The following is a 24091-nucleotide window of genomic DNA, read 5'->3' as shown; positions in this document are numbered from 1 at the left end:
GAACTCATTCATTTAAGTGTTCACCGGCGTTAATCGGGCATTCAAAATGCAGTCAGCAAAGATCTCCAGAGTGGATTGTATCGAAACCAGCAATCGGGAGATCCCGCCATGACTTTTCAATCAATTCACGCCACGCAAATCCTGTCCAACGCGAAATGGGCTTTTACCACGCGCCGCGCAAACAAGGAGGATGCGGTCTTTCTGAACAAGGATTACAAAACCGCCGTCGCAGGCGACATGGTGCTTTGCAAGATCCTGGCAGTGGGCCAGCACAAGAACATCCAGCTTTCTGATCGCCGCAACTCGGCAAGCTACCCCGGAGACCTCGTGGTGCTGTGCCTGGGGGACCGCTACGCGCCCGATCAATTCCATTGCAAGGCCGAACTGCAAGAGGCGCCAATGCAACTCGCCGCGGGTGGGGGCATCGTCGGAAACGTGGTGGCCGCCCATCAGAAGATGAGCCAGCCAACCTCTGTCCAGCCTTTGGGACTGCTTACCAATTCGGAAGGCAAGGTGATGAATGTCGCCGATTATGCCCTGCCTGCCAAGGCACCCAATAACGATGTCACCGTCGTGGGCGTCTTCGGAGCCTCGATGAATTCGGGCAAGACCACCGCCGCGGCCAGTCTGGCGCATGGTCTGCGGCGCGCCGGGTTCAATGTGGCGGGTATCAAGGCGACGGGCACTGGTGCCTTTGGGGATTTCAACGCATTCGAGGATGCCGGCATTCCTGTCACCGATTTCACCGATGCGGGCATGGCCACCACCTACAGGATGCCGCTCGACCGGATCGAACGCGGCTTTGACACGCTGGTGGCAACCGCCGCCGCCAACGGGGCCAATATGATCGTTGTCGAAATCGCCGATGGCGTCTTTCAGAACGAAACGCGCGCGATCCTCAACAAATCCCGTATTCGCGACCGGCTGGACGGCATTTTGTTCGCGGCGCCGGATGCGCTTGGGGCATTTGGCGGAGTGACGGTGCTTGAACGCTACGGCCTCAGCCCCTTCGCCATTTCGGGCATGGTCAGCTGCTCGCCCCTGGCCAGCGCAGAGGCCGCCCAAATCACGGGCCTGCCAATCCTGTCGCGCGAAGAGCTGTGGGATCGCGCCGTCGTGTCGCAACTGATCGCCCCCTATCTGCGTGACGCACATCTGAAGGTAGCGTCATGAGCAAGTTGCCCACGTTCTATACTGGCGACCGCATTCTCGATGCGGTCGCTCTGCCACTGCTGAGCGTCGGGCAAGTGGCCTTTCTTGCCATCGGCGTTTTTACCACGCGCGATGCGTTCGGCGCATTGCATGCCGGCGAACTGCTCAGCGCCTTGACGCTGTTCAAGCTGATTGGCGCGGGCATCGGCGCTGCCGCCCTGGAGGTGCTCCGGCGGATCTGCGCGGAACGGTTGGGGCAAAGCTATGCCAGCAGCTTGCGCATCGTGCTCTACCGTCACCTTGCCGGCATGCACAAACGAGAACTGGATGCACGCAGGTTGGGGGCCTTGTCGCTTCGGTTTGTCGGTGACCTTTCCGCGGCGCGGAACTGGTATGGATGGGGGCTACCGCGGGTGATCTCGGCGGCGGTTGTCCTGCCCGGTGCAGCCCTTGTGCTGTGGCTGCTGGATCCGCGCATTGCCCTGACTGGCTGTATCGTTTTGGCATTAAGCCTTCTGCTGATGGCCATTGCCGCCATCGGTTTTGAAATGCTGCATCAGACATTGCGGACCCGGCGCGCCAGTATCGCGATTACGATGATGGAGCGTATTGTGATCGCCCCGGTGCTCGACCTGATGGGACGGACCCAGCAGGAGCTCGATGCGCTTGCCGAAAAGGGGCGGCAGCTTCGGTCTGACGCAACAGCCCGGGCCTGGCGCGCGGGTGCCCTTGGCGCAATACCGCAGATCGGCCTGGCCGTCGCCGGTGCCGCCGCGTTGTGGCAGGCCGCCCGCCTTGATACCGCGCCCGGTACCGCAGCCGCGATCCTGTCGATGCTTTGCATACTGGCGCTCCCGCTGCGGGATCTGGCCGTATCCTGGGATCACTTCAACGGCTGGCGCATTGCCCGGCAGAAGGCGCTGAACCTTCTTGCCCAGCACAGTCGCCTGCGCTTGCCGGCCTCGGCCTCGCACCCGGTTGGGATCACGGCGTCAGGGGCACTGGATGATCAACCCGTCAATCTCATAATCCCTGCGGGGTCGACTGGTCATCTTCGTGGTGGCGATGCGCGCCAACTATCGTCCCTGGCACTGCTCCTGGCCGGGCTGGATGAGCGGCCGGAATTACAGGTCACGTATGGGGCCGATGCCGTCGATTTACCCCGCATCCATTTCATCGGTGAAAATCCGATCGCGTTGCAGGGCAGCCTCAGGCGGACAATGACATTGGGGATCTCGCCAAGACCCAAGGGCGAAAAGATCCTGCAGATGGCACAGGATTTTGGCCTTGGGCACCTGCTGCCCCTGGGGTGCAAATCGCTGAAGGCGCGCATCTCGGAGGCCGCGCGTAACATACCTGTCGCCGACAGCCTGCGCATCGACCTTGTGCGTATCGCATTGGCCAATCCCGATCTGGTGGTTATCGACACCACCAGGCTTGCCGCAGACCCCGAGAATGCCCTGTTGCTCGAGCTGCTGCGCGCAAAAACTGACAGCACAATTGTCGTGGTCGATCATGAGGGCCTGACCGGCCTTTCCTACCACTTTCAACCTCTTTCTGATGCGAGGAACCCCAACCATCCGATCAACCTGTGAAAATCGTAATAGTTTGAGACCGGACCTTAGGAAAGCCGACATATTGGCGACTTCGTAGTGCGATGTTTGAGTTCGACCAACCTCAAAATCGTACACTTGCGGCGAACGACTGCATTTCGGGACAAAACGGCGTTTCAAATCAATATATCGGATGACCGCTTTTGTCCGCATCGCACCAATTCAGCCAACCCGCAGCGAAAAGCAGGACGTCCTGAACCGGGCATTCATGACATGAGCAGCTAAGGCTAACGAAGAGCCCAAACCGACCGATGCCGCAAGGCGGGTGAACGACCAAGTACGGTAAAAAAAGCAGCCGCTGTAGTTCCGCGCAAAACTTAGTACTAGATCATCACGTCAGGTTGTTGCGGATCACGCGCCTGCCTTCGGTCAAACTATTTACCTTATCGACAATGGCTGCTGCATCGATCCCGTGATGGGCGTAGAGATCACCAATGGTGCCGGTCTGACCGAAATGCTCAATACCCAACGGAATAGTCTTGTGGCCGCATACGCTGCCCAGCCAAGCGAGCGTGGCAGGATGTCCGTCGATTACGGTGACCAGTTTGCAATGCGGGGGCAGGTCCTGCATCAGGGTTTCGGCATGGCAGGTGGCGTTTTTGGCGCCGCGCGAACGGGCGCGTTGCGCGGCCGTCCAGCCGGCGTTCAGCCGGTCGGCGGACGTTACCGCGAGTACGCCGATGTCCCGGCGTCCTTCACCGATCATGCCGGCCGCCTTGATAGCTTCGGGCGCTACTGCCCCTTGATACGCGATCACCACTTCGCAATTGGGCCCCGGTTTGCGCAGCCAGTAGGCTCCGTCGACCGCGCCCTGGCGGAAGGCGTCGTCCTGGCGTTTGCCGGGCTGTTCGATCGGGTTGGTAGTCAGGCGCAGATAGACCGATCCGCCGGTTTCATCCCTGAGCCAGGTGCGTTCGTCCGGGTCGCCATCGCCGTCACGCTGCAGATAGTCGAAGGCCCATTCCATGATCACCGCCAGTTCGTCGGCAAAGGCGGGCTCAAATGCAGCCAGCCCGTCCTGCGACATGCCGATTAGCGGCGTGCCGACGGACTGGTGCGCACCGCCTTCGGGGGCCAGGGTTACACCGGAAGGCGTGCCCACGAGCATAAACCGCGCATCCTGGTAGCAGGCATAGTTGAGCGCATCGAGACCACGGGACACGAACGGATCGTATAGCGTACCGATGGGGATCAGGCGCTTGCCGAATAGACTATGGCTCAGCCCAGCTGCGCCCAGAAGCAGCATCAGGTTCATCTCGGCAATGCCCAGTTCGATATGCTGACCGTCCGGCATGAACTCCCATTTCGCGGTGGACGGGATCCGGTGTTCGATGAACGCATCGGCCAGTTCGGTCCGTCCAAAAAGCTTGCGCCGGTTGACCCAGGGCCCAAGGCTCGTGGTCCCGGTCACATCAGGTGAAGTCGTCAGGATCCGTGCCGCCAGTTCGCTGTCACCCTTGCTGAGATCGTCGAGGATCTTACCGAAGGCCATCTGTGTCGAAATCTCGCGATCCGGACTCAGCTCGATCCCTGGCACCTCGATGGTTTTGTCCTGATAACGACGCGGGCCCTTGGCAAAGAACGCCACTTGCGACAGGAAATCCTGCAGCGCAGCCGGATCGGTGACGCCGGCCATGGGCTCCCATTCCGCGCCCTTTGCGACGCTCATATACGCCTGCCATTCGGCAAATTGCGTGCTGTTCATCAGCCCGCCATGATTGTCCTTGTGGCCCGCAATCGGCGTGCCCCAACCCTTGATCGTATAGGCGAGGAAACAAGTCGGGCGGTCATGGTCGATGACGGCAAAGGTTTCGGCCATGGTCTCGACGCAATTGCCGCCGAGGTTTTCCATCAGCGCCGCCAGCTCCGCGTCGCTGCGCCGCTCGATCAGCGCCATGACGTCCCTCTGATCGCCAAGATCATCCATCAAGCGCTTGCGCCAAACTGCCCCGCCCATGAAGGTCAGCGCGGAATAGTCCTGGTTGGGGCAGGCATCGATCCAGGCGCGCAACCTATCGCCGCCGGGTTCGTCAAACGCCGCGCGTTGCAACACGCCATGCTTGACCCGGACGACATCCCAGCTGAAGGCGTCAAAGATCTTCTCGATCCGTTCGAACAATCCTTCGCGCACCACACCGTCTAGTGACTGGCGGTTATAGTCGATGATCCACCAGGTGTTGCGAAGGTCGTTTTTCCAACCCTCTTGCAAGGCCTCATAGATATTGCCTTCGTCCAGTTCTGCATCGCCCACAAGCGCCACCATACGGCCCATCGGTGCGTCGCTGCCCCAGCTTTTGACCTTGATGTAATCCTGAATGATCGACGCAAAGGAAGTGATCGCCACGCCGAGGCCCACCGATCCGGTGGAAAAGTCCACGTCGTCGATATCCTTCGTTCTGCTGGGATAGCTCTGCACCCCGCCAAAGCCACGGAAGTTCTCCATCTTCTCGCGGGTCTGGTTGCCCATCAGGTACTGCATCGCATGAAAGACCGGCGAGGCGTGCGGTTTCACCGCCACCCGGTCTTCGGGCCGCAGTGTCGAGAAGTAGAGCGCCGTCATGATCGACACCATCGAGGCCGAGCTCGCCTGATGCCCGCCCACCTTGATCCCGTCTACCTTGGGCCGGACATGGTTGGCGTGGTGGATCATCCAGTGCGACAGCCACAAAAGCCGCTGCTCGATCGTCTTGAGATGCTGGATGTCAGACATGGTATTTCCCAATTTTAGAAAGGCGGATTATGGGTGGGCTTTCCCACGTTATCCAGTACCCGCAGTTGCTGTCAGTATACGTCTCTACTGCAGTGGCGAGATGCGCTTCGGCGTCAGCCTGTGAATGATCGACTCTTCTCGAACCAGTAGTGCACCGATTTTTGGTGATAGGCCTGATTTCCAACGCTCGCTCTCATAAACCGCATCGTAGAGGCCGGCACGATCTGGTTCTTCCTCGAAACGAAGTAGCCAGATATAGACGGCCGGGTCGTTTTCAGCCGCAAAACTAGAGATGAAAACCATTCCTTTGGAGACGACGTATGGAATGATTTCACCTTCCATGAGGTCCAGCCAAGCGGGCGATATTGCCATCGCGAACCTTGTATTGGCGCAACTCATAAAGTGCCATTTCGTGCTCCTCGTGGATTTCAGATCAGTCATCAAAACTTTCGATTACGATTTTTCCCTTGACGGTGCCTGTCTCGATCAACCGATGTGCTTCGCGCATATTGGCCGCGTTGATCGGGTTCATGACCTTGTCGAGCGTTGTTCGAATGCGCCCGGCATCGATTTCACCGGCGACGTAGCTCAGCAGCTTGTGCTGCTCGTTCATGTCGGGCGTTTCAAATTTCGCACGGGCGAACATGAACTCCCAATGCAGGCTGGCGGCCTTCGTTTTCATCCCCGCCATGGGCATCGGCAAATCAGTGTCGTCGATGGTCACAATTCCACCCTGGGGCCGGATCAACTCAACTGCCGTCTCCCAATGACGCATGTCGTTGAAGATGGCGATGTGATCGACATGATCGAACCCCAAGGCGCGCACCTGCGCCACCATATCCTCGCGGTGATTGACGACGTGAGCAGCCCCCAGCTCCATGACCCAGGCCGTGGTTTCGGGGCGCGAGGCTGTGGCGATGATCTTGAGCCCCGCAGCCTTGGCCAATTGGATACCAATCGAGCCGACTCCTCCGCCCGCACCAATGATCAGTACTGTTTCACCCGAGTTTGCTCCATCTCGATCAATACCTAGACGGTCAAAGAAGGATTCGTATGCAGTAATGGTGGTTAGCGGCAGGGCGGCAGCCTCGGCAAAACTCAGGCATTTGGGTTTGGCGCCGACGATGCGTTCGTCCACAAGCTGGAACTCGGCATTCGATCCTGAACGCGTGACATCGCCAGCGTAGTAAACTTCGTCACCCGCTTTAAAGAGCGTCACGTCATTGCCGACCGCCTCGACCACACCGCTGGCATCCCAGCCCAGAACACGCGGGGGATCTTCGACCGTGTCCCCGCCGCCTCGGCGCACTTTGGTGTCAACTGGGTTGACAGAAACCGCTTTGACCCGAACAAGGATATCTCGACCTGAAGCCTCTGGTTTCGAGAGTTCCACATCCTGAAATGCATCCGGGTCTGTTGCCGGAAGATAATGCGTGAGAGCTACAGCTTTCATTTTCTTCTCCTTGCCTGCGAAGGTGTCATCCAATCTTGGACATTTCGTTGAGAGTGAATTCCGCCACGGCGCCTTCCGTGGCTGCCATATACGCCGCCAGATGAGGCGCATTCATGTGGGTCTGCCACAATTCGCGGTTTTCCCAGTTTTCGTAGAACATGAAGTGGGCGGGGTTTTCATTGTCTTGATGCAAGTCGTAGTTGATACAGCCTGCTTCGGCGCGTGTGATGTCGATCAGTTTCAGAAGCTCGGCCTTCACTAGCTCTATCTTGTCGGCGTTGGCTTTGATGTTGGCGACGATTGTCAGCTTTGACATTGAGGTATTCCTTTCAATCCAGTCTCGTGTTGAATGGAACATACAGGCTTGAAAATTCCGGATAAACGGTCATAAATCAAATATACAATCCGGAAATGCCGAATAATGCTGATCGATAACATTTGTCTGTTTTTGAAGATTTCTGAAAAAGGTAGCATGGTGGCTGCCGGTCGAGAGGTCGGGCTGTCGGCCACCACGGTCTCCGAACGGCTCGCCGCGCTTGAGGCGCATTACGGCGTTGTTCTCTTGAACCGCACGACCCGATCCATCAGCCTTACAGACGAAGGCCGCACCTTACTGGAAGGCGCCAAAGTTGTTCTGGGCGAAGTTGATGATCTTGACGCGCGCATTCGGCATGGAGCCGAAACGCTGTCTGGCCCAATCCGGATCAGCGCTCCCGTTGATGTCGGGCGTAGCATCGTCTCCAAGGTGATCGCCAATTTCACCAAGAAGCACCCTGCCATTTCGGTCGAGCTGTCGCTTTCTGACGGGTACACCGACATCGTAGGAGAAGGGTTCGACCTCGCAATTCGCTTTGGAAAGGTGACGGACAGTACGCTGCGCACCCGTGGCCTCGGGGAATATCGGCGGCTTGTGTGCGCCGCGCCGTCGTACATCAAAGCCAATGGTGCCCCGAAAAACCCTGATGACCTTTCAGATCACAATTGCCTTGTCATGCGATTTGGCAGAACTCTCGACAATGTCTGGCGGTTTGGTTCCGGAAAGTCAGCGCAAAGCATAACGGTGCGAGGAGACAAGATTATCAACGATGGTTCAATCGTGCGCGAATGGGCGATAGCGGGGCATGGTATCATTCTGAAGTCGGAACTGGATGTCTCCGAAGATCTGATATCCGGACGCCTCATCGCCCTTCTGGAAGAGCACACTTCGCCAGCGAACCCACTGCAGATGATGTTCCCGCCGGGGCGAGCTCAGCCACGTCGCGTTCGTGCCCTGGCCAAAGAAATTGGTTCAGCCATGTCGAGGACAAAGTAAGAAAGGATTGGAACCATCTCGCAGCGTGTGCGAACTGCCAGAAGCGGCTATTGGAGCAAGCGCAGCGAAGTAGCGCTTCGTCCACTGAGCCGACATCAATTCCGATTGCTCCAGGTCACCAGCTTTACCCCGGTTTCCCCTACTGTGCCGTGTCAGGACGCCCAGCCGCCTACTCCCCCAGCTTGGCGTGCACCTCGTCCAGATCAATCTCACCAATGGGCATCTTGTTCGAGGGGTCGTCGAAATCGTATTTGAACAGCTCAAAATCGCGGTGATAGATTTCCTTGATCAGATGCATCGACAGATCGTCGAAGTAATCCTCGACCGGGTGCGCACGTTTCGGTCCGTGGCCTTCGCTTTCGTTGAAGCGCGGGATCTTCTTGATATCGACTTTCTTCGGCGTCTTGATCGCCTTCAGAACCTCGCCCATTCCGTCGTTGAAGGATTCTGTCCAGAAAATCTTGTCATAGGTGCCGCCATTGGCAATGAAGGTCGAGACATGGCCTGACATGGCAGACCAGTGAATGTCCGGGTCCATCGGGCGGCGCCAACGGATGGTGTCACGCGCAAAAAGCAAAAAGCGGCGGAAGCTTTGAATCTGGTCAAATTCCTGCTTGCCATCATCGCCGCCCACCTCGATCCCGTATTTCTGAATCAGAAGCGGGACCAGCTTGCCGCGATAGCGTTTACCATTGCGCTGAATGCCGCAGATCTTGTCGAAGAATGACGACAGAACGCGGGTGTAAGGGTTACGGACACAGGTGAATGCATAGGAGGTGTGGGTGCGCACATTGGCATTGATCAGCCTCTGGCTGTCCTCGCGCGCCCATTTGTGCAGGCCATCCTTGGCATCATGAATGTCGCCGTCAAAAAACTCGCCATGATCCGAATAATACATGATCTGGCCAATGGTCGAACAGGCGCATTTGGGCACCACGCGGTACACCACGCTTTCACTCTCGGTCATCCATGTGCCGGGAAACCCCATATTCGCTGCCTCCGAAACCCCACTCGCCCGACGACTTTTCGGGTTTTTGCGTTTTTAACCCGTTAAAATCTGCAAAGAAAGCCTGTTTATTCGGCCGCTTTTCACCATTATCAGGGTAAACAATCTTGATTAACTTGGGTAAACCGTTTCGGTAATGGCAAAAATCGCATTCATATTGCTGTGTCATAAGGACCCTGAGGCGATCATCCGTCAGGCAGAAATGCTGACCGCGGCTGGTGATTACATGTCCATTCACTTCGATGCTCGCGCCAAGGCCGAGCATTTTAACCAGATCAAGACGGCACTGGCCGATAATCCCAACGTGACCTTCGCCAAGAAACGCATCAAGTGCGGCTGGGGGGAATGGTCTTTGGTGCAAGCCTCCCTGTATGCAGTTGAAGCAGCGGTGGATCAGTTTCCACGTGCCACGCATTTCTACATGCTGTCCGGCGATTGCATGGCGATCAAGTCGGCCCGCTACACGCATGAGTTTCTGGACGATAACGATGTCGATTACATCGAAAGCTTTGACTATTTCGAAAGTGACTGGATCAAGACCGGCATGAAGGAAGAGCGGTTGATTTACCGCCATTACTTCAACGAGCGCACACAGCCGAAACGTTTTTATGCAACGTTCAACCTGCAAAAGAAACTGGGGCTGACCCGCCAGATCCCGTCAGATATCCAGGTCCAGATCGGCAGCCAATGGTGGTGCCTGCGCCGCCGCACCATCGAGTGGATTCTCGACTTCACCCGCAAGCGGCGCGATGTGATGCGCTTTTTTCGCAGCACCTGGATCCCGGATGAAACGTTTTTCCAGACCCTCGTGCGCCACCTGATCCCCGAAAACGAGATCAGAACGCGCACACTGACCTTCCTGATGTTCACCGATTACGGGATGCCTGTGACGTTTTACAACGATCACTATGATCTTCTGCTGGGTCAGGACTACCTGTTTGCCCGCAAGATCAGCGGCGAGGCGCTGGAGCTGAAAAAACGGCTTGGGGCGCTTTATGCAGATGGCGATGCCCAGTTCCAGATCTCAAACGAGGGGCGCAACCTGTTCAAGTTCCTCACGGGTCGTGGCCGGATCGGACGGCGCTTTGCCAGCCGGTTCTGGGAAACCGAATCCACGTTGGGTCGCGAGCGCGAGTTGATGATCGTGATCTGCAAGAAATGGCATGTGGCCAAACGCCTGCTGGAACGGATCAGGCAGGTCACCAATGTGCCGGCCATCGAATATCTCTTCAACGAAGACAGCACCGTGCTGCCCGATCTGGGTGGCATTCAGGCCAGCGTTGAAAAACGCACGCGCCACCGCCGCGCATTGATGCGGATGCTGTTTGACTATTACGAAACCGACCGGCTGATCGTGTGTATGGACCCCGGCGAGATCGACCTGCTACAAGATTTCTGCGGCGACCGCTCGGTGACCAAATTGCTGGAGGTGCAGTGCGAATTCACCGATCACTACCTTATCGGCCATGCCCGGCGCGTCGGCCTTGCGGGCGAACAGACCCCCAAGGAAACGCTGGAGCGGTTGCTGCCCACGATCCGCAGCGACATGAATTTTGAAAGCGATCGCATCCGCGACGAAGAATTCGAAAACCACATCATCCTGCGCGAAAGCGATAGCCGCGAGCGGCAAGAAGATTTGCTGACCCAGTTTCTGGACATCAGCCCCGAGAAAGCGCAGGAGATTTCAAGCGACGAGCACCTCTTTGCAGATTGAGCCATAACATGCCCTACAGCTACGACGATCAGAACATCTTTGCGAAAATCCTGCGCGGCGAGATCCCCAACAACACCGTGCTGGAAACCGAGCACACACTGGCCTTTGACGATATTCAACCGCAGGTCCCGGTGCATGTGCTGGTGATCCCCAAGGGGGCCTATGTGTGCCACGATCATTTCGCGGCTGAGGCCAGCGAGGCCGAAATCGTCGATTTCATGCGTGCCACGGCCGAGGTGTGCAGGATCAAGGGCATCAGCCCCGGCGATGTTGGCGCGGGCTATCGCACCCTCTCGAACGCCGGGCAGGACGGCGTTCAGGAAGTGCCGCATTACCATCTGCATATCGTTGGCGGCCGCCCACTGGGCCGGATGCTGGCCAAGGCCTGATTGGCTGAGGGTCACCCCTCCAAGTCAGCCGCAGTGTCTACGTCCTGCAACGTATCAATCAGCGCAATCCGGCTGTCACGCAGGGTGGCCATGCTATCGGACAACGCGTGATCGCTTGACCAACGCACATTCTTGAACAAGCCGGATGGAACCGCACCAACGCGTTTCAAACCGACCAGCCAATAGCCACCGTCAGGTGCTGGCCCAAACACCGCGTCATGATCCCCCAGCCGCGCAAAAGCGCGCGCGATATAGGGACGGTCTACCCCCGGAATGTCACCCCCGATGATACACACCGGGCCCGGTGGCCGGGTACGCATCACCCGCGCCATGCGATCCCCCAAATCACCCGGCCCCTGCGGTATCCGCGGCAAATGCGCAGGCCAGATACGGGCCGCCATCCCTTCATGATCCGGAGCAACGGCAAGGATCAGGTCCCAGCGCGGATCTTCCAGACGGCGCAACACGCGGGCAACCTGATGGCGAAACCACCACGCAGCACCCACCATGCCGATATCGCGCCCCAGCCGGGTTTTCACACGTCCCGGGCGCGGTAGTTTCAGCATCACCACCAGTTGGGGGCGGATCACAGAGCCTGCTCCATATCCCGGTGCGGCATCCCGGCGTCGTCATAGATCGGGCCATAGGTGGCAAAGCCCAGCTTTTCATAGAAGGCCAGCGCATGGGTTTGCGCCCCCAACTCGGCGCGGGTAACGCCCGGCTGCTGGCGCAGATGGTCAAGACAGGCGCGGATCAACCCCTCACCCAGCCCGGTGCCGCGCGCAGCTTTCAGAACGCAAACGCGCCCGATCTTGCCGGTCTCACCTTTGATCAGGATGCGGGCCGTGCCCATTGGCTGGCCATCGACGCGGGCCAGAATATGATGCGCGTCGTCATCGCGCCCATCCTGTTCCTCAGCCAGGGACACGCCTTGCTCCTCGACAAACACCTCATGGCGCAGCGCCAGACAGGTGGTCAGGTCATCGCTTGGCTCGATCTCGATCATCCCGCAAAATAGTCCCGCAGAATGCGCCCATAGATGCTCTTGAGTTGATGGATTTGCGCCACCTCAACCCGTTCATCCACCTGATGCATGGTCTGGCCCACCAAGCCGAATTCCACCACCGGACAGTGGTCCTTGACGAACCGGGCATCCGACGTGCCACCCGTGGTCGACAGTGCCGGTGCGATGCCGGTTTCCGCCTCGGCCGCGCGCGCAACCAGCTCCGACAGTGGCCCTGGAGGTGTGAGAAAGCTTTCGCCCGAAACTTTCACACGCATGTCACCAACCACATCGAAGTCTTTGGTCACGCGATCCATCTCGCCCTGCATCCAGGCGATCAGATCATCGCTGTGATGGGCATCGTTAAAGCGGATATTGACGGTGGCGCGGCACTCCGCCGGGATCACATTGGTGGCCGGATTGCCTGTGTCCATCGTAACCACAGCCAGTGTCGAAGGGTCAAAATGATCCGTGCCCCGATCAAGGTCGTGACTGGCCAGCCGATCCATCAAACGTGCCATGGCGGGCACCGGATTCTTCGCCCGGTGCGGATAGGCGGAATGGCCCTGTACACCGGTTAATGTAAACCACGCCGACAGCGATCCGCGCCGCCCGATCTTGATCATCTCGCCCATCTTATCCGGGCAGGTGGGTTCGCCGACAAGGCAGACATCCATCGCCTCGCCCTGCTGGGCCATCCAATCTAGCAATGCCGTGGTGCCATCTGTTGCATCCCCTTCCTCGTCGCCGGTGATGGTCAGGACCACGGCCCCGTCCGGCGGGGTGGTCCGAACCAGATCAATGGCAGCCGCCGCAAAGGCCGCAACACCCGATTTCATATCCGTGGCACCCCGACCCCAGAGATAGCCGTCTTTCTCAAGCGCTCCGAACGGCGGTACGCTCCATGCGGCCTCATCCCCCAGGGGCACGACATCGGTATGCCCGTTAAAGCCAAATGTCTTGAACGCTCCCTTGTCGCCCCAGCGGGCGAACAAGTTGGCGACCCCGCCGCGATCCACGCGTGTACAGGCAAACCCGGCCTCGCTGAGGACGCGTTCAAGCAGCACCAAGGCACCGCCTTCCTCGGGTGTGATCGAAGGACAGCGCAGCAAATCAGCGGTCAGTTCGACCGGATCAACAGGGGAGGTGGGCGTCATTTCAACCAGCCAATCATCACGTTTCTGATCTATCTGTCCTGTCCCTACCCCGCTTTGCAGGACAGCGCAAATGTGGCGGGAAAGCCGCTTTTGACGGGCAAAATCAAGGTCCTCCCCGCATTAATCCCTTAACAAAGCTCTCAATACTTGCTACCAACTCCTCAATAAATGACCCGAGGCAGGGCAAAACAGGCATGGCCGCAATAGGCCAGCGATCGAGCGGACGACAAGAACACGTCCAAATACTATAGGCGGGGAAACCCGTTCGCGATGGCGTTTTGCGCTGCCTTTCCGGTGAGGTAAGGCAGAGATGGTAGCAGGCACAGAACTTGATATTGATCGCAGCGCGACGGCGAATGAGATGGCCGAGGCGATTTTTGGCGATGGTGTAACCGTTGTCAGTGCCACCTATACCGGCGACAACGACAGTTCAGGGATTTACACCAACGGCGACAGCATCGCCCCCGGCGTAACCCCAAGCGACACCGGCGTGATGTTTTCCACCGGCGATCTGCGTGGCTTTACCAACAATTCCTCCCAGTCCAACATCCGCACCAATACCACGACCAATTCCAGCGGCCCCAACAACGATCCGCTGTTCAACGCCGCAGCAGGCACCAACACGTTTGACGCCTCCTATCTTGATGTAGACTTCATCCCCACCGGCGATGTCATGACGATGCAGTTCGTGTTCTCGTCCGAAGAATTCCCAGAGTTTGCCAGCGGTGCCTATCAGGATTTCGTTGGTGTCTGGGTCAACGGACAGTTTGTCGAGTTAAGCGCCGGCGACGGTGATATTGATCCCAACAATCTAAATGGCGGGTCCAATAGCAACCTGTTTGTCGACAACACAGGCGATCAGTTCAATACCGAGATGGACGGATTCACCCTGACGCTCACACTGACCATTCCGGTCAACCCGGGTGTATTGAACTCGATCCGCATCGGCATCGCAGACGTGTCAGACAACCAATACGACTCCACCTTGCTGATCGCGGGCGACAGCGTGCAAACCACGCTGGTGGCGCTGGACGACACTCTGAACCTGAACCCGGACGGCACCAAAACGCTCGATGTGTTGGACAATGATGTGAACAACACCGGTGGCACACTGACCATCACCCATATCAACGGCGTCGCGGTCACAACCGGAAGCATAGTGACGCTGAGCACGGGCCAGACCGTGGAATTGACAGCCGATGGCAAGCTGGTTCTGGTGGGCGATGGCGACATCGAAGAGTTCAACTTTACCTACACCGTCGAAAGCAGCACGGGGCAAACCGATATCGGCATGGTCACGGTCGATTCCATCCCGTGCTTTGTGGCCGGGACGATGATCCGAACGCCGGACGGGCTAGTGGCCGTCGAAACACTCGAACCCGGCGATCTGGTGATGACCCGCGATGAAGGACCCCAGCCACTGCGGTGGATCGGTTCGCGGGAAGTGGCCGCCGTTGGTGACTTTGCCCCGATCCGCATCTCCGCGAACACCTTTGGTCAACATGGTGCGCTGATGTTGTCACCTCTGCACCGGGTATTGATCCGTGACAGTCTGGCCGAACTGCTGTTTGGCGAAGGCGAGGTGCTGGTGGCGGCCCGCGATCTGGTCAATGAAACCAGCGTGCGGCCCATGCCCGGCGGCAAAGTGATCTATGTTCATATCCTGTTTGACCGTCATCAGGTGGTGTTTTCCGAAGGGCTCGAGACGGAAAGCTTCCTGCCCGGCCCGCAAACGGCGCGCAGCTTTGAGGCAGATATCGTACGCGAGATTTGCAGCCTTTTCCCCGAGATTGATCCCGAAACCGGCCACGGCTACAGCCCTGCGGCACGGCGTATGCTGAAAAGCTATGAGGCGCAGTTGCTGGCTGCGGCACAAAGGGCCGCCTGAGGTGGCCTGGATCGGGTTCACTGACGGTGCAGACAGCCGGTTTGATCCGGCAGGGTTGGGCGTCAGCCCGCCCGGGCGCATTATCCATGTGGATCCTGATACGCTGTTACCACGCGGGACGCTAATGGCCGAGACACGGCTGTCCCATGACGGTCACCCACAAACGCTGATCGCGTTTCAGCGCAGCTATCCATGGCCCTGCAGCTTTTCGCTTCAGGCTTTGCCGGGGGGTGGATTCATCCTGATCGAATCCCAACGCGATGTGGTGCGCCACGCCACCTTGCCGCATCAGCCCGACGGGCGGATGGACATTGTGCGCCTGACCTATAGCTGGGATGCACCTGCCAAGTGGGGGCGCCTTGCGCTGGAGCGCCCCGAGACCGACAGCATTCATGTTACCAAGATGAAGCCGCCGCACCCGATGCCGCTGGCTGATTTTAAGACCACGCTGACCGACCCGCGACAACGGGAGATGGCCGATGATGTGGCCTTCGTTGCCCTGTCGGACCAGATCGAGCCGCTGGGCCCCATGCCCGGCCTCGCCGGGAGCGTTCCCGTCTCGACCCCGGACGGGTATCTGCCCATTGGCCACCTCAAGCGCGGTGATCTGGTAATGACCGAAACAGGCAATGTTGTCCCGGTTTTGCAGACGGTGCGCCGGACGGTGCCTGCACGCGGCAATTTCCGCCCTGTCCGGCTGCGCGCGCCCTATTTTGGCCTGCGCCGGGATATCGTCGTTGCCCCACACCAACGGTTGGTGATCCGCGGCACGCAAGTGGAATACATGTTCGGCAAAGAGGCGGTTCTGGTGCCCGCGCGGCACCTGATCAACGGTGTCTCGGCCTTGCCCGCCGAAGGGCCTGATCAGGTCACCTATCATCAGTTGCTGTTGCCCGGTCACGAGGTGATTGTCACCGCAGGCTGCCCTGCAGAAAGCCTGTATATCGGACGTCTGCGCCGCAAACCCGAGCAACTGGCCGCCAGTCTGCTGGCGAAGGTCAACCGCAACCGGCTGCCCGAACATCCCAAACCCGCCTGGCCGGTTCTGAAGCCCTTCGAGGCGATCACCCTGGCGATGAGCCGCGCCGCCTGACGCGGCATTCAGTTGTGAACAAGGGCCGTCCGATATGGCCGATGCGGATCTAGTACACCGCCTCGCCCTCAATCACCGCAACGGGGCGATCCCACTCGCAGCGCAGGTATCGCTCTAATCCAAAAAGCCGACAGCAAGGTGAGCTTCGCCATTCTGTTCATGGAGGTGTATCAATGTTGCGCAATCTGTTTGTGCGCTTGTATTTTTCGGACAGCAGGAACCTTCAGCACCGATACAAACAGGGACTGTTTTACCTGTCAGTTGCTGCAGTCGAAAGCCCAATGCACGATTGTCTTGAACAAAGGCTTTGCGGGCGCTTGGCAGGGCGAGAATATCACCGGTTATGGCGACTGGCGTCTCTATGGTCTTTACCTTTTCAGCCAGAACACGCGTTTCTACCTGCCAGTCACGATAGCTAACGTAGTGCTTGAACGTGAACAGAATATAGCTGCCAGCGACAAACAGGACACCAACCCGTATCAAACGCCCGGAAAGCCCACTCTTCGCGGTCAGGATTTGCATGGCACGGGTAATCACGATCGCATAGAGCACCCATGCAAACAGGAATGCGCGCGGTGGTGTGATCACGCCAACCTTGATAATTTGCAGGGTGATGAGGCCCAGCCCTGCGGCCAGTGCTACATTCAGATAGAGCGCCTCTAGAGGGGAATGGCGTACCAGCACAATCGTTCCCATAACGAAGAAGCCAAGATGAAAGTAGATTAAGGGTGTAAAATTGAAACTGGTGATGTTCAGGAACGTTTGGAACGATTCCACAACCAGTGGCAAATTAGAAAACACACTGGCCAAATCTGTAGCGGGTGTAGCATTTCGCCATTCCGCAACAGGCACCCCGAAGATTCCATGTACATAAAGATTCAAGCTGAAGACGCATATCACGGCAAGTACAAATCCTGCCACGAACAGCGACATCAATCCTATGAGGTCCAAGAAGCTACGCTGACGATTGCATACGACCGCAGAAATCAGCAAGAGCAGCGGGTAGGTCGTGTAAGCCATAAAGGCGAGTATCGTGAAAGGCACGAGCAAGGCGCGGTGCGTGAAACGTGATACCACCAACCCCAACCCCGCATAAACTGCGACCAGGGCCAGACCAGGAAGCAACGTGTTGAACCACAAGGAAATCAAAGTTGCGGATGGGGATAGAAGGATCAACACCCCCAACAACGCCGCAAACCAAACCCGGTTTGGTGTTTTTTCCACTCCCGCAAGGGCGATGAAGGCAGCAAATAACGCCCAGCTGATTTGATAGATGGTAAAGCTCAGCCATGCAGGTGTGGTGAATGAGCGCAAGTGCCACCAATAGTTCAGCCAGCGTCCCTCTTCTTTGGTCTTGCTGAAATACTCTGTGGGATCGGCAAAATACGCCGGATAATCGTCATACCGGATCATCGGATCAAGCACATTAGGGGCCGAAACAACCAGTGTCGCGAGAAGGGCTATGATAATCGGGATCACTGATGCATTGCTGTTCTCGCCGCTGTAAGCGGCATCAGGCAGCATGCTGCCGTCGGCCACGTGGGTCATTTTCCCAACTCCGCCTGACCTACCGGTCGCGCGGCTTTGGCAGCAATTCGGCTTGCGCGTTTTTGGGCAATGCGGGTCACAGTGCTTTGCGGCAATTGCGCGACGATGGCTTTTCTCAGGCGCCATTTCAGATCGCCTGCATTCTTGAGCTTTTCATTATCAAGCAGTGCGTGTTTTGTCACATCGGTGGGCAAGCCTTCTACGCCTTTTTCACTTGCGTAGAAGATGCTGTTATAGCGATACCAAGGTTCGACCTGCATGTTGTGGCGTAGATGCGGGCGCAAACAATCGAAGGCGCGATAGCCACGTGCTGCGAACTTTTCTTGCCAGTAGGACAGGGGCTGCTCATTTACATGAAACTCTCCGCCTTGGCCGACCACGGCGGCGGAAAACAGGATGCGATCGGAACTTTGGCACAGACTATCCACAAGCGTGTCCGAGGCATCACCGGGCAGGTGCTCTCCCACTTCGAGGCTCTGCGCCAGATCAAAACGCGCATCAAGCTTAAGCGGTTTGGTCAGATCGGCAGATTGGAAATCATCCTTGTTGATCGCGAGCGCATCGCGGTTCACATACGTCCCATCAATGCCAAGGACCGTTGACGCCCCGGCCTTTTGCCACTCATCCAGCCAAACACCGCGACCGCACCCCAAATCAAGCACCCTTTGCGGGGCGAGCCACCCGTTCAGCAAGTCGATCAATGCCTTGGCCGAACTGCGCGCGCCTTGATCGATATAGTTGAAGAACGTGTCATCATAGACATGTTTCATGGCTGTTTCTCCATTTGACCGCTGCGGCGTAAAAACACCCAGCGCGACATGAATACATAATTTTGAAATGGCAGCACGATGGTGACGATTATCGCCGAGGCAAGGTCAGGCCAGCCCAGAGAGGGGCCAATCAAACCGGTGATAATCGCCGAAGTAACAAAGCCCAGAGCAACCATAATGCCGAACCGGACCACTTGTTGTTTGCTTCTCAGAGGCGCTTGGAAGGTAAAGCACGCCTGCGCCGCATATTGCACCACGACCGCCGCCAAAAACGCCGCTGCGTTGGCGACAGATTGTGTCACACCAAGTGCCTGAAGCATGGTGTAGAGCGCCACATAGAGTGCCGCCACACCAACACCAACAAGGGCAAAGGGCAGGAGTTTACCACGCGTGGTCACAGATCAGGCCCGGATTTTACGCTTAGCAGAAGCGTCGGCGCAGGTTTCTTCAGACACGAAGTAAAGCGGACGGTTCTTGGCTTCGATGTAAAGCCGTCCGATGTATTCGCCCAGGATACCCAGCGTCAAAAGCTGCACCCCGGAAAACGCGCTGATTGCCAGGACCACCGAGGCCCAACCTGGTGCAGTCTGGTACAGAATGAGGGACCTAAACACGTAGATCATCATCAACCCTGCCACAATAAAACTGACGAAAGACAGCCGTGTAGACAAGCGCAATGGTTTTGTGGAAAAGGCCGTCATTGCGTCTGTAGCAAGCCCAATCATCTTGCGGAGCGGGTATTTGGTTTCTCCCATGCTGCGGGCTGCCCGGGTGTATTCGATGCCAACCTGATCATACCCGACCCATGCGAACATTCCTCGGATAAAACGCGCCTTTTCCGGCATGTCCAGAACAGCATCCAGCACGCGGCGGCTCACCAGTCTGAAATCGCCGGTATCTTTGGGGATTGGGACATCTGACATCATGTTAAGGAAGCGATAAAACACATGCGCGGAAGCACGTTTGAAAATCGTCTCACCCTGACGTTCCACGCGGCGACCATACACCACATCATAGCCGCGATCCATCATAGACATCATGTCCCCAAGCAACTCGGGCGGATCTTGGAGGTCTGCATCCAACATGAAAATGCGTGCACCCTTGGCCGCTTCAAGCCCTGCGGTTAGCGCGATCTGGTGACCTCGGTTTGTGGACATTCGCAATCCGCGCAACTGCGGATATGAGGCTTGCATCCGCTGGATTTCAGCCCATGTACCATCCGTCGAGCCGTCATCTACAAGAACGATTTCAGCACGGCCTTTGTAAGGGTCCGTCACAGCCGCGAGGCGCGAGACCAATTCCGGAATCGCTTCCTCTTCGTTCATGCACGGAACTACAACAGACAGATACATTTGAGCCCTCCAAAACTATCTGACTAAGGGTGGTAAATCCGTTTTGTGTTTAAAATTTGGCCGACAAGAGGCTTTTTGACCGGCCAATTCGTCAAGAAGGTGCGGAAATTCAGCTTGGCGCTATCGTGAGGGGATCGAGCTCTTTCAGTTCAATGCTGAGCATCTTCCGCGCGGATTACCTTTGGGATCTCCGGCAAGGGTGATTTGGGAAGGCGGGTAAGACCGCTATCTTCTTGTTGTACCTGCGACCGGCCCGGCCAGAGTGCAAAATCCAAGGCAAGGATGCCGCTGAGCGAAGGGAATACGCCTTACACCCCGTCCGGTCTTGGGAAGTTCCTCAGCTGGGTATCCTTGCGCAGGTAAAGCGGGTGTTTGGCCGATCCGTCTTTGTTCAGCCCCAGACAGGTCAGGGGTTTACCCAAGGCTTCCATCGCATCGATCACCTGACCAATCACTGGCTGATAGCGCGCGTGCAGCTTGCCATAGGCCATCACAACCGTTTCGGCCTCGGCGGCCATTTCTTGCAGGGCAGTCAGGTTGGCGGGGCTGTTGGCCTCTCCCGGGTCAACCGGCAGGTCCTTGGGCGAGGTGGCGCGCCAGTCCAGCACATTGCCTTTCAGATAGCGGGTGAATCCCCAGTCGCGGGCGAACATCAATTCGCGGTGGCAGGTGGGGTCTGACACCTCTGCCCCCGCCACTGACGGGTTCATGCCGATGAACAGGATTGCACGCGGGGGCGTGCCCTTGGGCGTCCAGTCGCGGGTCAGGGCCTGGCGATACCGTCCACACTCGGAAAACGTCGCCCCGCCGATCACTCCGTCAGGCAGACGCAAGCGTACCTTGCCGCCGGGATCGTGAAGCTGGTCAGGATTACTCATGACTGACGAAGACGCGGGAAGGATGTAATTCACCGGCCTTGAAACGGCCCACCGCCACGGCCTGTCCATCGCAAGCGGCCCAGCATTCATCGCCGTATTCCACATCCTGCGCGATCACCATGCCGGGATTGCCATTGCGCAACTTGGCCGCCGCCTCGGGCGCACAGCGCACCATTGGCAACTCGCTCAACCCCTCTTCAAGCGGGCGCAGATGGCTGTCCAACTCGGGAGTTTGCGCCATCTCTTCGATCTGCTGAAAACTCAGGCTATCCTCGGCCTCAAACGGGCCGGACCACAGGCGGCGCAGCCAGGTCACATGACCATGACAGCCCAGCGCCTCGCCCAGATCGCGGGCAATGGCGCGCACATACCCGCCTTTGCCGCAGGTCATTTCAAGATGCACATGGTCGACATCGGGCCGGTCGGTCAGCACCAGTTCTTCCACCCACAAAGGCCGCGCTTCGACCTCAAACTCCTCGCCATCGCGGGCACGTTTATAGGCGCGCTCTCCGTCGATCTTCACCGCGGAGAATTTGGGCGGCACTTGTTGGATATCGCCGACAAAGGCGCCAAGGGCCTCTTTGATCTCGTCATCCGATGGGCGCAGATCACTGGTGGCGATCACTTCGCCCTCGGCATCGTCGGTATTGGTGGCCTGTCCCAACCGTACCTCAAACGCATAGGCCTTCAACGCATCGGTGATATAGGGCACGGTCTTGGTCGCCTCGCCCAAAGCCACCGCCAGAACGCCTGTCGCCTCGGGGTCAAGTGTGCCGGCATGGCCTGCCTTCTTGGCCTGCAACGCCCAGCGCACCTTGTTGACTACCGCGGTTGAGGTCATGCCCGCCGGTTTGTCCACCACCAGCCAGCCCGAGATATCGCGGCCCTTGCGTTTCCGTGCCATCGCTCAGTCCGCCTTGCCCACAACACCCACGATCGGACCCATCGGAAAACCGCCATCATTGCGGTTCAGATCGGGGGCGTAGAGCCGCGAGATATTGCCATCGAAATAGAGCGCCTGCGGGGCCTTCAGCCCGTCGCGAAAGAAGGTGCCAAAAGTGTGGAAATTGACCGTGCCCCGCGAAATGACGAACCAGACGGTCTTGCCATCCGCCGAGGTACCAACGCCGTTGCGCACGTAATAGCTGTCGCTGTCTTTCAGGAATTTCGGATGCAGCGCGCCGTCGATCACCAGCATCGGGCCCGACTGGCTGGCATAGGTACAGGCTGGCTTTTCGCGCTGAAAGCGTTTCGTCTCGATCACATCGGCGCGGCCCTCGCGGATGCAAAAGACGCCGTTGGGCAAAAGGCCGAAATTGCCGGGACCATCGCTGGCGATCACCGGGCTGCGCTGTTGGCCATCCTCGACGTAATGTCCGACGGGGCGACGATCCGAATGATACATGCCCGCGTTCATCGCGAAGTGCAGGGTTTCACCACTGTCGCGCAATTGCGCTTCGACATTGTCAAAGCTGCCAAAGGGCGCATCACGATCAGGATCGGTCAGGAACAGGCGCAGCTCATCCGCGTCGGTGTTGACCTCGCAGAGCGTATATTTCTCGCCCTCAAAGCTGACATTCCTGCACTCAACCGCCGCAGCGGGGGCCGCCAGCAGGATCAGACATGCCACTAGCGCGCGCATCTACTCGTCCAGATCGCGGCGCACATCGTCCTGTGCGAACAGGCGGCGGGTTTCATCCATCTGATCAAAGGTCTCATCCAGACGGAACCGCAGATCGGGCGCGTATTTCAGCTCAAGCTTCTTGCCGATGATCCGACGCAGCTCGCCCTTGTTGCGGGCCAGCAGACCCACCAGGTCATCCTTGCCCGTCCCGCCCAGAGGCGAAACATAAGCCGTTGCCACTTTCAGATCGGGCGAGGTGCGCACCTCACCCACCGTCACCGACAAGCGGTTCAGATCAGGGTCGTGCACATCGCCACGCATCAACACCTCGGACAATGTCCGGCGGATCAATTCGCCAACGCGCAGTTGGCGTTGCGAAGGGCCTGGCCCGTCATGAAACTTATTCTTAGCCATGAGCGTGCATCTAAGACCTATCGCACGCTTTGCCAAGCGGCGATGCAGCTGATCCGGGCACCCACGCAAAACTTCGCGATAGACGGCCCCCGCCCGGGTGCGCTAAACGAACGGCCAGATCATCAGGGACGAATATCATGACAGACCTGCCAGGCATTGTTGTTACCGGCGCATCCGGCCGCATGGGCCAGATGCTGATCCAGACCGTTCAAAACAGCGATCATGCCCAATTGTCCGGCGCGTTGGAGCGTCAGGGGCACCCTTGGGTCGGTCAGGATCTTGGCACCGCGATGGGTGGCGCGCCAACCGGTATCACCGTTCTGGATGATCCGCTTGAGGCCTTTGCCACGGCCCAAGCCATCATTGATTTCACTGCCCCTGCCGCCACGCTCGAATTCGCCGCCCTCGCGGCACAGGCCCGCGCCGTGCATGTGATCGGCACCACGGGGATGAGCGACGCCGAAATTGCCCAGCTTAAACCCGCCGCGCGCCATGCCACAATCATTCGCGCTGGAAACATGAGCCTTGGAGTGAACCTTTTGGTGCAACTGACCAAGCAGGTGGCGGCCGCGTTGGACGAGGATTTCGATATTGAAGTGATCGAAAGCCATCACAACCAAAAGGTCGATGCGCCTTCGGGCACCGCCCTGATGCTGGGCGAGGCCGCCGCCGAAGGGCGTGGGGTGGACCTGAACGCCGTGTCAGATCGCGCGCGTGACGGCATCACCGGCAAGCGCGAACGGGGTCATATCGGATTTTCCGCCATTCGCGGGGGCGATATCGTGGGCGAACATGACGTGATGTTCGCCGGTGCAGGCGAGCGGATCGTGCTGCGCCATATCGCCAGCGATCGTGCCTTGTTCGCACGGGGGGCTTTGAAAGCGGCCCTGTGGGGACTTGGGCGCAAACCGGGCGAGTATGACATGCTCGATGTGCTGGGTTTGAAGTAACCTCGGGGAGTCTCCTCCCAAAAAAGTGATCCGTTCTGGGCAGTGCCGCGTACCCCTCGGTATCT

Annotated in this window: 24 protein-coding genes; 8 read left to right on the top strand and 16 right to left on the bottom strand. The window is 58.1% G+C overall.

The genetic code is table 11. The annotated features are described in order from the left end of the window. Positions 1-108: 108 nt before the first annotated feature. Entirely contained in the window at positions 109-1173 is a 1065-nt protein-coding gene (locus tag V6N02_RS09040) for a P-loop NTPase family protein (RefSeq protein WP_371225215.1), read from the top strand. Continuing rightward, complete coding sequence (locus tag V6N02_RS09035) at positions 1170-2747, top strand: ABC transporter transmembrane domain-containing protein (RefSeq protein ID WP_371225214.1); 1578 nt, start codon at positions 1170-1172, stop codon at positions 2745-2747. Before V6N02_RS09040 ends, V6N02_RS09035 begins: the two co-directional genes overlap by 4 nt. Positions 2748-3096: 349 nt before the next feature. Here V6N02_RS09035 and V6N02_RS09030 read toward each other — a convergent pair whose 3' ends face one another. From V6N02_RS09030 to V6N02_RS09015, 4 genes are all read right to left on the bottom strand, one after another. Next, the gene (locus tag V6N02_RS09030; RefSeq protein WP_371225213.1) at positions 3097-5475 is read right to left on the bottom strand and encodes a 1-deoxy-D-xylulose-5-phosphate synthase N-terminal domain-containing protein; all 2379 of its coding nucleotides are present in this window, start codon (positions 5473-5475) and stop codon (positions 3097-3099) included. 84 nt (positions 5476-5559) lie between these two features. Next, positions 5560-5817: a hypothetical protein gene (locus tag V6N02_RS09025; protein ID WP_371225212.1), complete on the bottom strand. Its 258-nt coding sequence runs from the start codon at positions 5815-5817 to the stop codon at positions 5560-5562. Between the two features lie 91 nt (positions 5818-5908). Further along, complete coding sequence (locus V6N02_RS09020) at positions 5909-6928, bottom strand: zinc-binding alcohol dehydrogenase family protein (RefSeq protein ID WP_371225211.1); 1020 nt, start codon at positions 6926-6928, stop codon at positions 5909-5911. A gap of 25 nt (positions 6929-6953) precedes the next feature. Beyond that, the gene (locus V6N02_RS09015; RefSeq protein WP_371225210.1) at positions 6954-7244 is read right to left on the bottom strand and encodes a putative quinol monooxygenase; all 291 of its coding nucleotides are present in this window, start codon (positions 7242-7244) and stop codon (positions 6954-6956) included. Between the two features lie 105 nt (positions 7245-7349). Between V6N02_RS09015 and V6N02_RS09010 the strand changes: the two genes are divergently transcribed. Continuing rightward, positions 7350-8240, top strand: coding sequence for a LysR family transcriptional regulator (locus V6N02_RS09010; protein ID WP_371225209.1), 891 nt, complete (start codon positions 7350-7352; stop codon positions 8238-8240). A 169-nt stretch (positions 8241-8409) separates the two neighbouring features. Here the strand turns inward: V6N02_RS09010 and V6N02_RS09005 are convergent, their stop codons facing one another. Further along, positions 8410-9228, bottom strand: a complete 819-nt coding sequence (locus V6N02_RS09005) for a sulfotransferase family protein (RefSeq protein ID WP_371225208.1) — start codon at positions 9226-9228, stop codon at positions 8410-8412. Between the two features lie 154 nt (positions 9229-9382). Here V6N02_RS09005 and V6N02_RS09000 point away from each other — a divergent pair, with 154 nt between their 5' ends. Together V6N02_RS09000 and V6N02_RS08995 are read left to right on the top strand one after the other, a co-directional pair. After that, complete coding sequence (locus V6N02_RS09000) at positions 9383-10960, top strand: DUF5928 domain-containing protein (protein WP_371225206.1); 1578 nt, start codon at positions 9383-9385, stop codon at positions 10958-10960. 8 nt (positions 10961-10968) lie between these two features. After that, complete coding sequence (locus tag V6N02_RS08995) at positions 10969-11349, top strand: HIT domain-containing protein (RefSeq protein ID WP_371225205.1); 381 nt, start codon at positions 10969-10971, stop codon at positions 11347-11349. Between the two features lie 11 nt (positions 11350-11360). Here the strand turns inward: V6N02_RS08995 and V6N02_RS08990 are convergent, their stop codons facing one another. Genes V6N02_RS08990 through dapE form a run of 3 tightly spaced genes read right to left on the bottom strand, consistent with a single transcriptional unit; the run spans position 11361 to position 13509 of the window. Then, positions 11361-11936, bottom strand: a complete 576-nt coding sequence (locus V6N02_RS08990; protein ID WP_371225277.1) for a TIGR04282 family arsenosugar biosynthesis glycosyltransferase — start codon at positions 11934-11936, stop codon at positions 11361-11363. Then, a complete protein-coding gene (locus V6N02_RS08985; protein WP_371225204.1) occupies positions 11936-12355 on the bottom strand; it encodes a GNAT family N-acetyltransferase in 420 nt (139 codons plus the stop codon). Before V6N02_RS08985 ends, V6N02_RS08990 begins: the two co-directional genes overlap by 1 nt. After that, complete coding sequence (dapE, locus tag V6N02_RS08980; RefSeq protein ID WP_371225203.1) at positions 12352-13509, bottom strand: succinyl-diaminopimelate desuccinylase; 1158 nt, start codon at positions 13507-13509, stop codon at positions 12352-12354. The genes V6N02_RS08985 and dapE overlap by 4 nt, the downstream gene beginning before the upstream one ends. Before the next feature lie 310 nt (positions 13510-13819). On the opposite strand from dapE, the gene V6N02_RS08975 reads away from it, so the two are divergent. Both V6N02_RS08975 and V6N02_RS08970 read left to right on the top strand, forming a co-directional pair. Beyond that, positions 13820-15397, top strand: a complete 1578-nt coding sequence (locus V6N02_RS08975; protein ID WP_371225202.1) for a Hint domain-containing protein — start codon at positions 13820-13822, stop codon at positions 15395-15397. Then, positions 15357-16490, top strand: coding sequence for a Hint domain-containing protein (locus V6N02_RS08970; protein WP_371225201.1), 1134 nt, complete (start codon positions 15357-15359; stop codon positions 16488-16490). Before V6N02_RS08975 ends, V6N02_RS08970 begins: the two co-directional genes overlap by 41 nt. A 114-nt stretch (positions 16491-16604) precedes the next feature. Here the strand turns inward: V6N02_RS08970 and V6N02_RS08965 are convergent, their stop codons facing one another. The 8 genes from V6N02_RS08965 to rbfA form a co-directional block, all read right to left on the bottom strand. After that, the gene (locus V6N02_RS08965) at positions 16605-18038 is read right to left on the bottom strand and encodes a hypothetical protein (protein WP_371225200.1); all 1434 of its coding nucleotides are present in this window, start codon (positions 18036-18038) and stop codon (positions 16605-16607) included. Then, positions 18035-18808, bottom strand: a complete 774-nt coding sequence (locus V6N02_RS08960; protein WP_371225199.1) for a methyltransferase domain-containing protein — start codon at positions 18806-18808, stop codon at positions 18035-18037. Before V6N02_RS08960 ends, V6N02_RS08965 begins: the two co-directional genes overlap by 4 nt. Continuing rightward, entirely contained in the window at positions 18805-19206 is a 402-nt protein-coding gene (locus V6N02_RS08955) for a GtrA family protein (protein WP_371225198.1), read from the bottom strand. Before V6N02_RS08955 ends, V6N02_RS08960 begins: the two co-directional genes overlap by 4 nt. A gap of 3 nt (positions 19207-19209) precedes the next feature. Beyond that, complete coding sequence (locus V6N02_RS08950) at positions 19210-20160, bottom strand: glycosyltransferase family 2 protein (RefSeq protein WP_371225197.1); 951 nt, start codon at positions 20158-20160, stop codon at positions 19210-19212. Positions 20161-20468: 308 nt separating this feature from the next. Beyond that, on the bottom strand, positions 20469-21038 hold the full coding sequence (locus V6N02_RS08945; protein ID WP_371225195.1) for a DUF1643 domain-containing protein: 570 nt from the start codon (positions 21036-21038) through the stop codon (positions 20469-20471). Beyond that, complete coding sequence (truB, locus tag V6N02_RS08940; protein ID WP_371225194.1) at positions 21031-21942, bottom strand: tRNA pseudouridine(55) synthase TruB; 912 nt, start codon at positions 21940-21942, stop codon at positions 21031-21033. Before truB ends, V6N02_RS08945 begins: the two co-directional genes overlap by 8 nt. A gap of 3 nt (positions 21943-21945) precedes the next feature. Then, entirely contained in the window at positions 21946-22680 is a 735-nt protein-coding gene (locus tag V6N02_RS08935; protein ID WP_371225193.1) for a phosphodiester glycosidase family protein, read from the bottom strand. After that, positions 22681-23076, bottom strand: a complete 396-nt coding sequence (rbfA, locus tag V6N02_RS08930) for a 30S ribosome-binding factor RbfA (RefSeq protein ID WP_371225192.1) — start codon at positions 23074-23076, stop codon at positions 22681-22683. Positions 23077-23213: 137 nt separating this feature from the next. On the opposite strand from rbfA, the gene dapB reads away from it, so the two are divergent. Further along, entirely contained in the window at positions 23214-24026 is an 813-nt protein-coding gene (dapB, locus tag V6N02_RS08925; protein ID WP_371225191.1) for a 4-hydroxy-tetrahydrodipicolinate reductase, read from the top strand. Positions 24027-24091 lie beyond the last annotated feature (65 nt).

The organism is Roseovarius conchicola, from assembly GCF_041403425.1.
GTDB classification, from domain to species: domain Bacteria; phylum Pseudomonadota; class Alphaproteobacteria; order Rhodobacterales; family Rhodobacteraceae; genus Roseovarius; species Roseovarius conchicola.
This window is presented reverse-complemented; position numbering and strand designations above follow the sequence as displayed.

Excerpts from the sequence above, each read along its gene's own strand:
- truB (WP_371225194.1), bottom strand. The coding sequence starts at position 21,942 with ATGGCACGGAAACGCAAGGGCCGCGATATCTCGGGCTGGCTGGTGGTG.
- V6N02_RS08950 (WP_371225197.1), bottom strand. The coding sequence starts at position 20,160 with ATGTATCTGTCTGTTGTAGTTCCGTGCATGAACGAAGAGGAAGCGATT.
- V6N02_RS08975 (WP_371225202.1), top strand. The coding sequence starts at position 13,820 with ATGGTAGCAGGCACAGAACTTGATATTGATCGCAGCGCGACGGCGAAT.
- V6N02_RS08995 (WP_371225205.1), top strand. The coding sequence starts at position 10,969 with ATGCCCTACAGCTACGACGATCAGAACATCTTTGCGAAAATCCTGCGC.
- dapB (WP_371225191.1), top strand. The coding sequence starts at position 23,214 with ATGACAGACCTGCCAGGCATTGTTGTTACCGGCGCATCCGGCCGCATG.
- V6N02_RS08965 (WP_371225200.1), bottom strand. The coding sequence starts at position 18,038 with ATGACCCACGTGGCCGACGGCAGCATGCTGCCTGATGCCGCTTACAGC.
- V6N02_RS08985 (WP_371225204.1), bottom strand. The coding sequence starts at position 12,355 with ATGATCGAGATCGAGCCAAGCGATGACCTGACCACCTGTCTGGCGCTG.
- V6N02_RS09010 (WP_371225209.1), top strand. The coding sequence starts at position 7,350 with ATGCTGATCGATAACATTTGTCTGTTTTTGAAGATTTCTGAAAAAGGT.
- V6N02_RS09000 (WP_371225206.1), top strand. The coding sequence starts at position 9,383 with ATGGCAAAAATCGCATTCATATTGCTGTGTCATAAGGACCCTGAGGCG.
- V6N02_RS09035 (WP_371225214.1), top strand. The coding sequence starts at position 1,170 with ATGAGCAAGTTGCCCACGTTCTATACTGGCGACCGCATTCTCGATGCG.
- V6N02_RS09040 (WP_371225215.1), top strand. The coding sequence starts at position 109 with ATGACTTTTCAATCAATTCACGCCACGCAAATCCTGTCCAACGCGAAA.
- V6N02_RS08970 (WP_371225201.1), top strand. The coding sequence starts at position 15,357 with ATGAGGCGCAGTTGCTGGCTGCGGCACAAAGGGCCGCCTGAGGTGGCC.
- V6N02_RS08945 (WP_371225195.1), bottom strand. The coding sequence starts at position 21,038 with ATGAGTAATCCTGACCAGCTTCACGATCCCGGCGGCAAGGTACGCTTG.
- dapE (WP_371225203.1), bottom strand. The coding sequence starts at position 13,509 with ATGACGCCCACCTCCCCTGTTGATCCGGTCGAACTGACCGCTGATTTG.
- V6N02_RS09025 (WP_371225212.1), bottom strand. The coding sequence starts at position 5,817 with ATGGAAGGTGAAATCATTCCATACGTCGTCTCCAAAGGAATGGTTTTC.
- V6N02_RS09015 (WP_371225210.1), bottom strand. The coding sequence starts at position 7,244 with ATGTCAAAGCTGACAATCGTCGCCAACATCAAAGCCAACGCCGACAAG.
- V6N02_RS08935 (WP_371225193.1), bottom strand. The coding sequence starts at position 22,680 with ATGCGCGCGCTAGTGGCATGTCTGATCCTGCTGGCGGCCCCCGCTGCG.
- V6N02_RS09020 (WP_371225211.1), bottom strand. The coding sequence starts at position 6,928 with ATGAAAGCTGTAGCTCTCACGCATTATCTTCCGGCAACAGACCCGGAT.
- V6N02_RS09005 (WP_371225208.1), bottom strand. The coding sequence starts at position 9,228 with ATGGGGTTTCCCGGCACATGGATGACCGAGAGTGAAAGCGTGGTGTAC.
- rbfA (WP_371225192.1), bottom strand. The coding sequence starts at position 23,076 with ATGGCTAAGAATAAGTTTCATGACGGGCCAGGCCCTTCGCAACGCCAA.
- V6N02_RS08960 (WP_371225199.1), bottom strand. The coding sequence starts at position 18,808 with ATGAAACATGTCTATGATGACACGTTCTTCAACTATATCGATCAAGGC.
- V6N02_RS09030 (WP_371225213.1), bottom strand. The coding sequence starts at position 5,475 with ATGTCTGACATCCAGCATCTCAAGACGATCGAGCAGCGGCTTTTGTGG.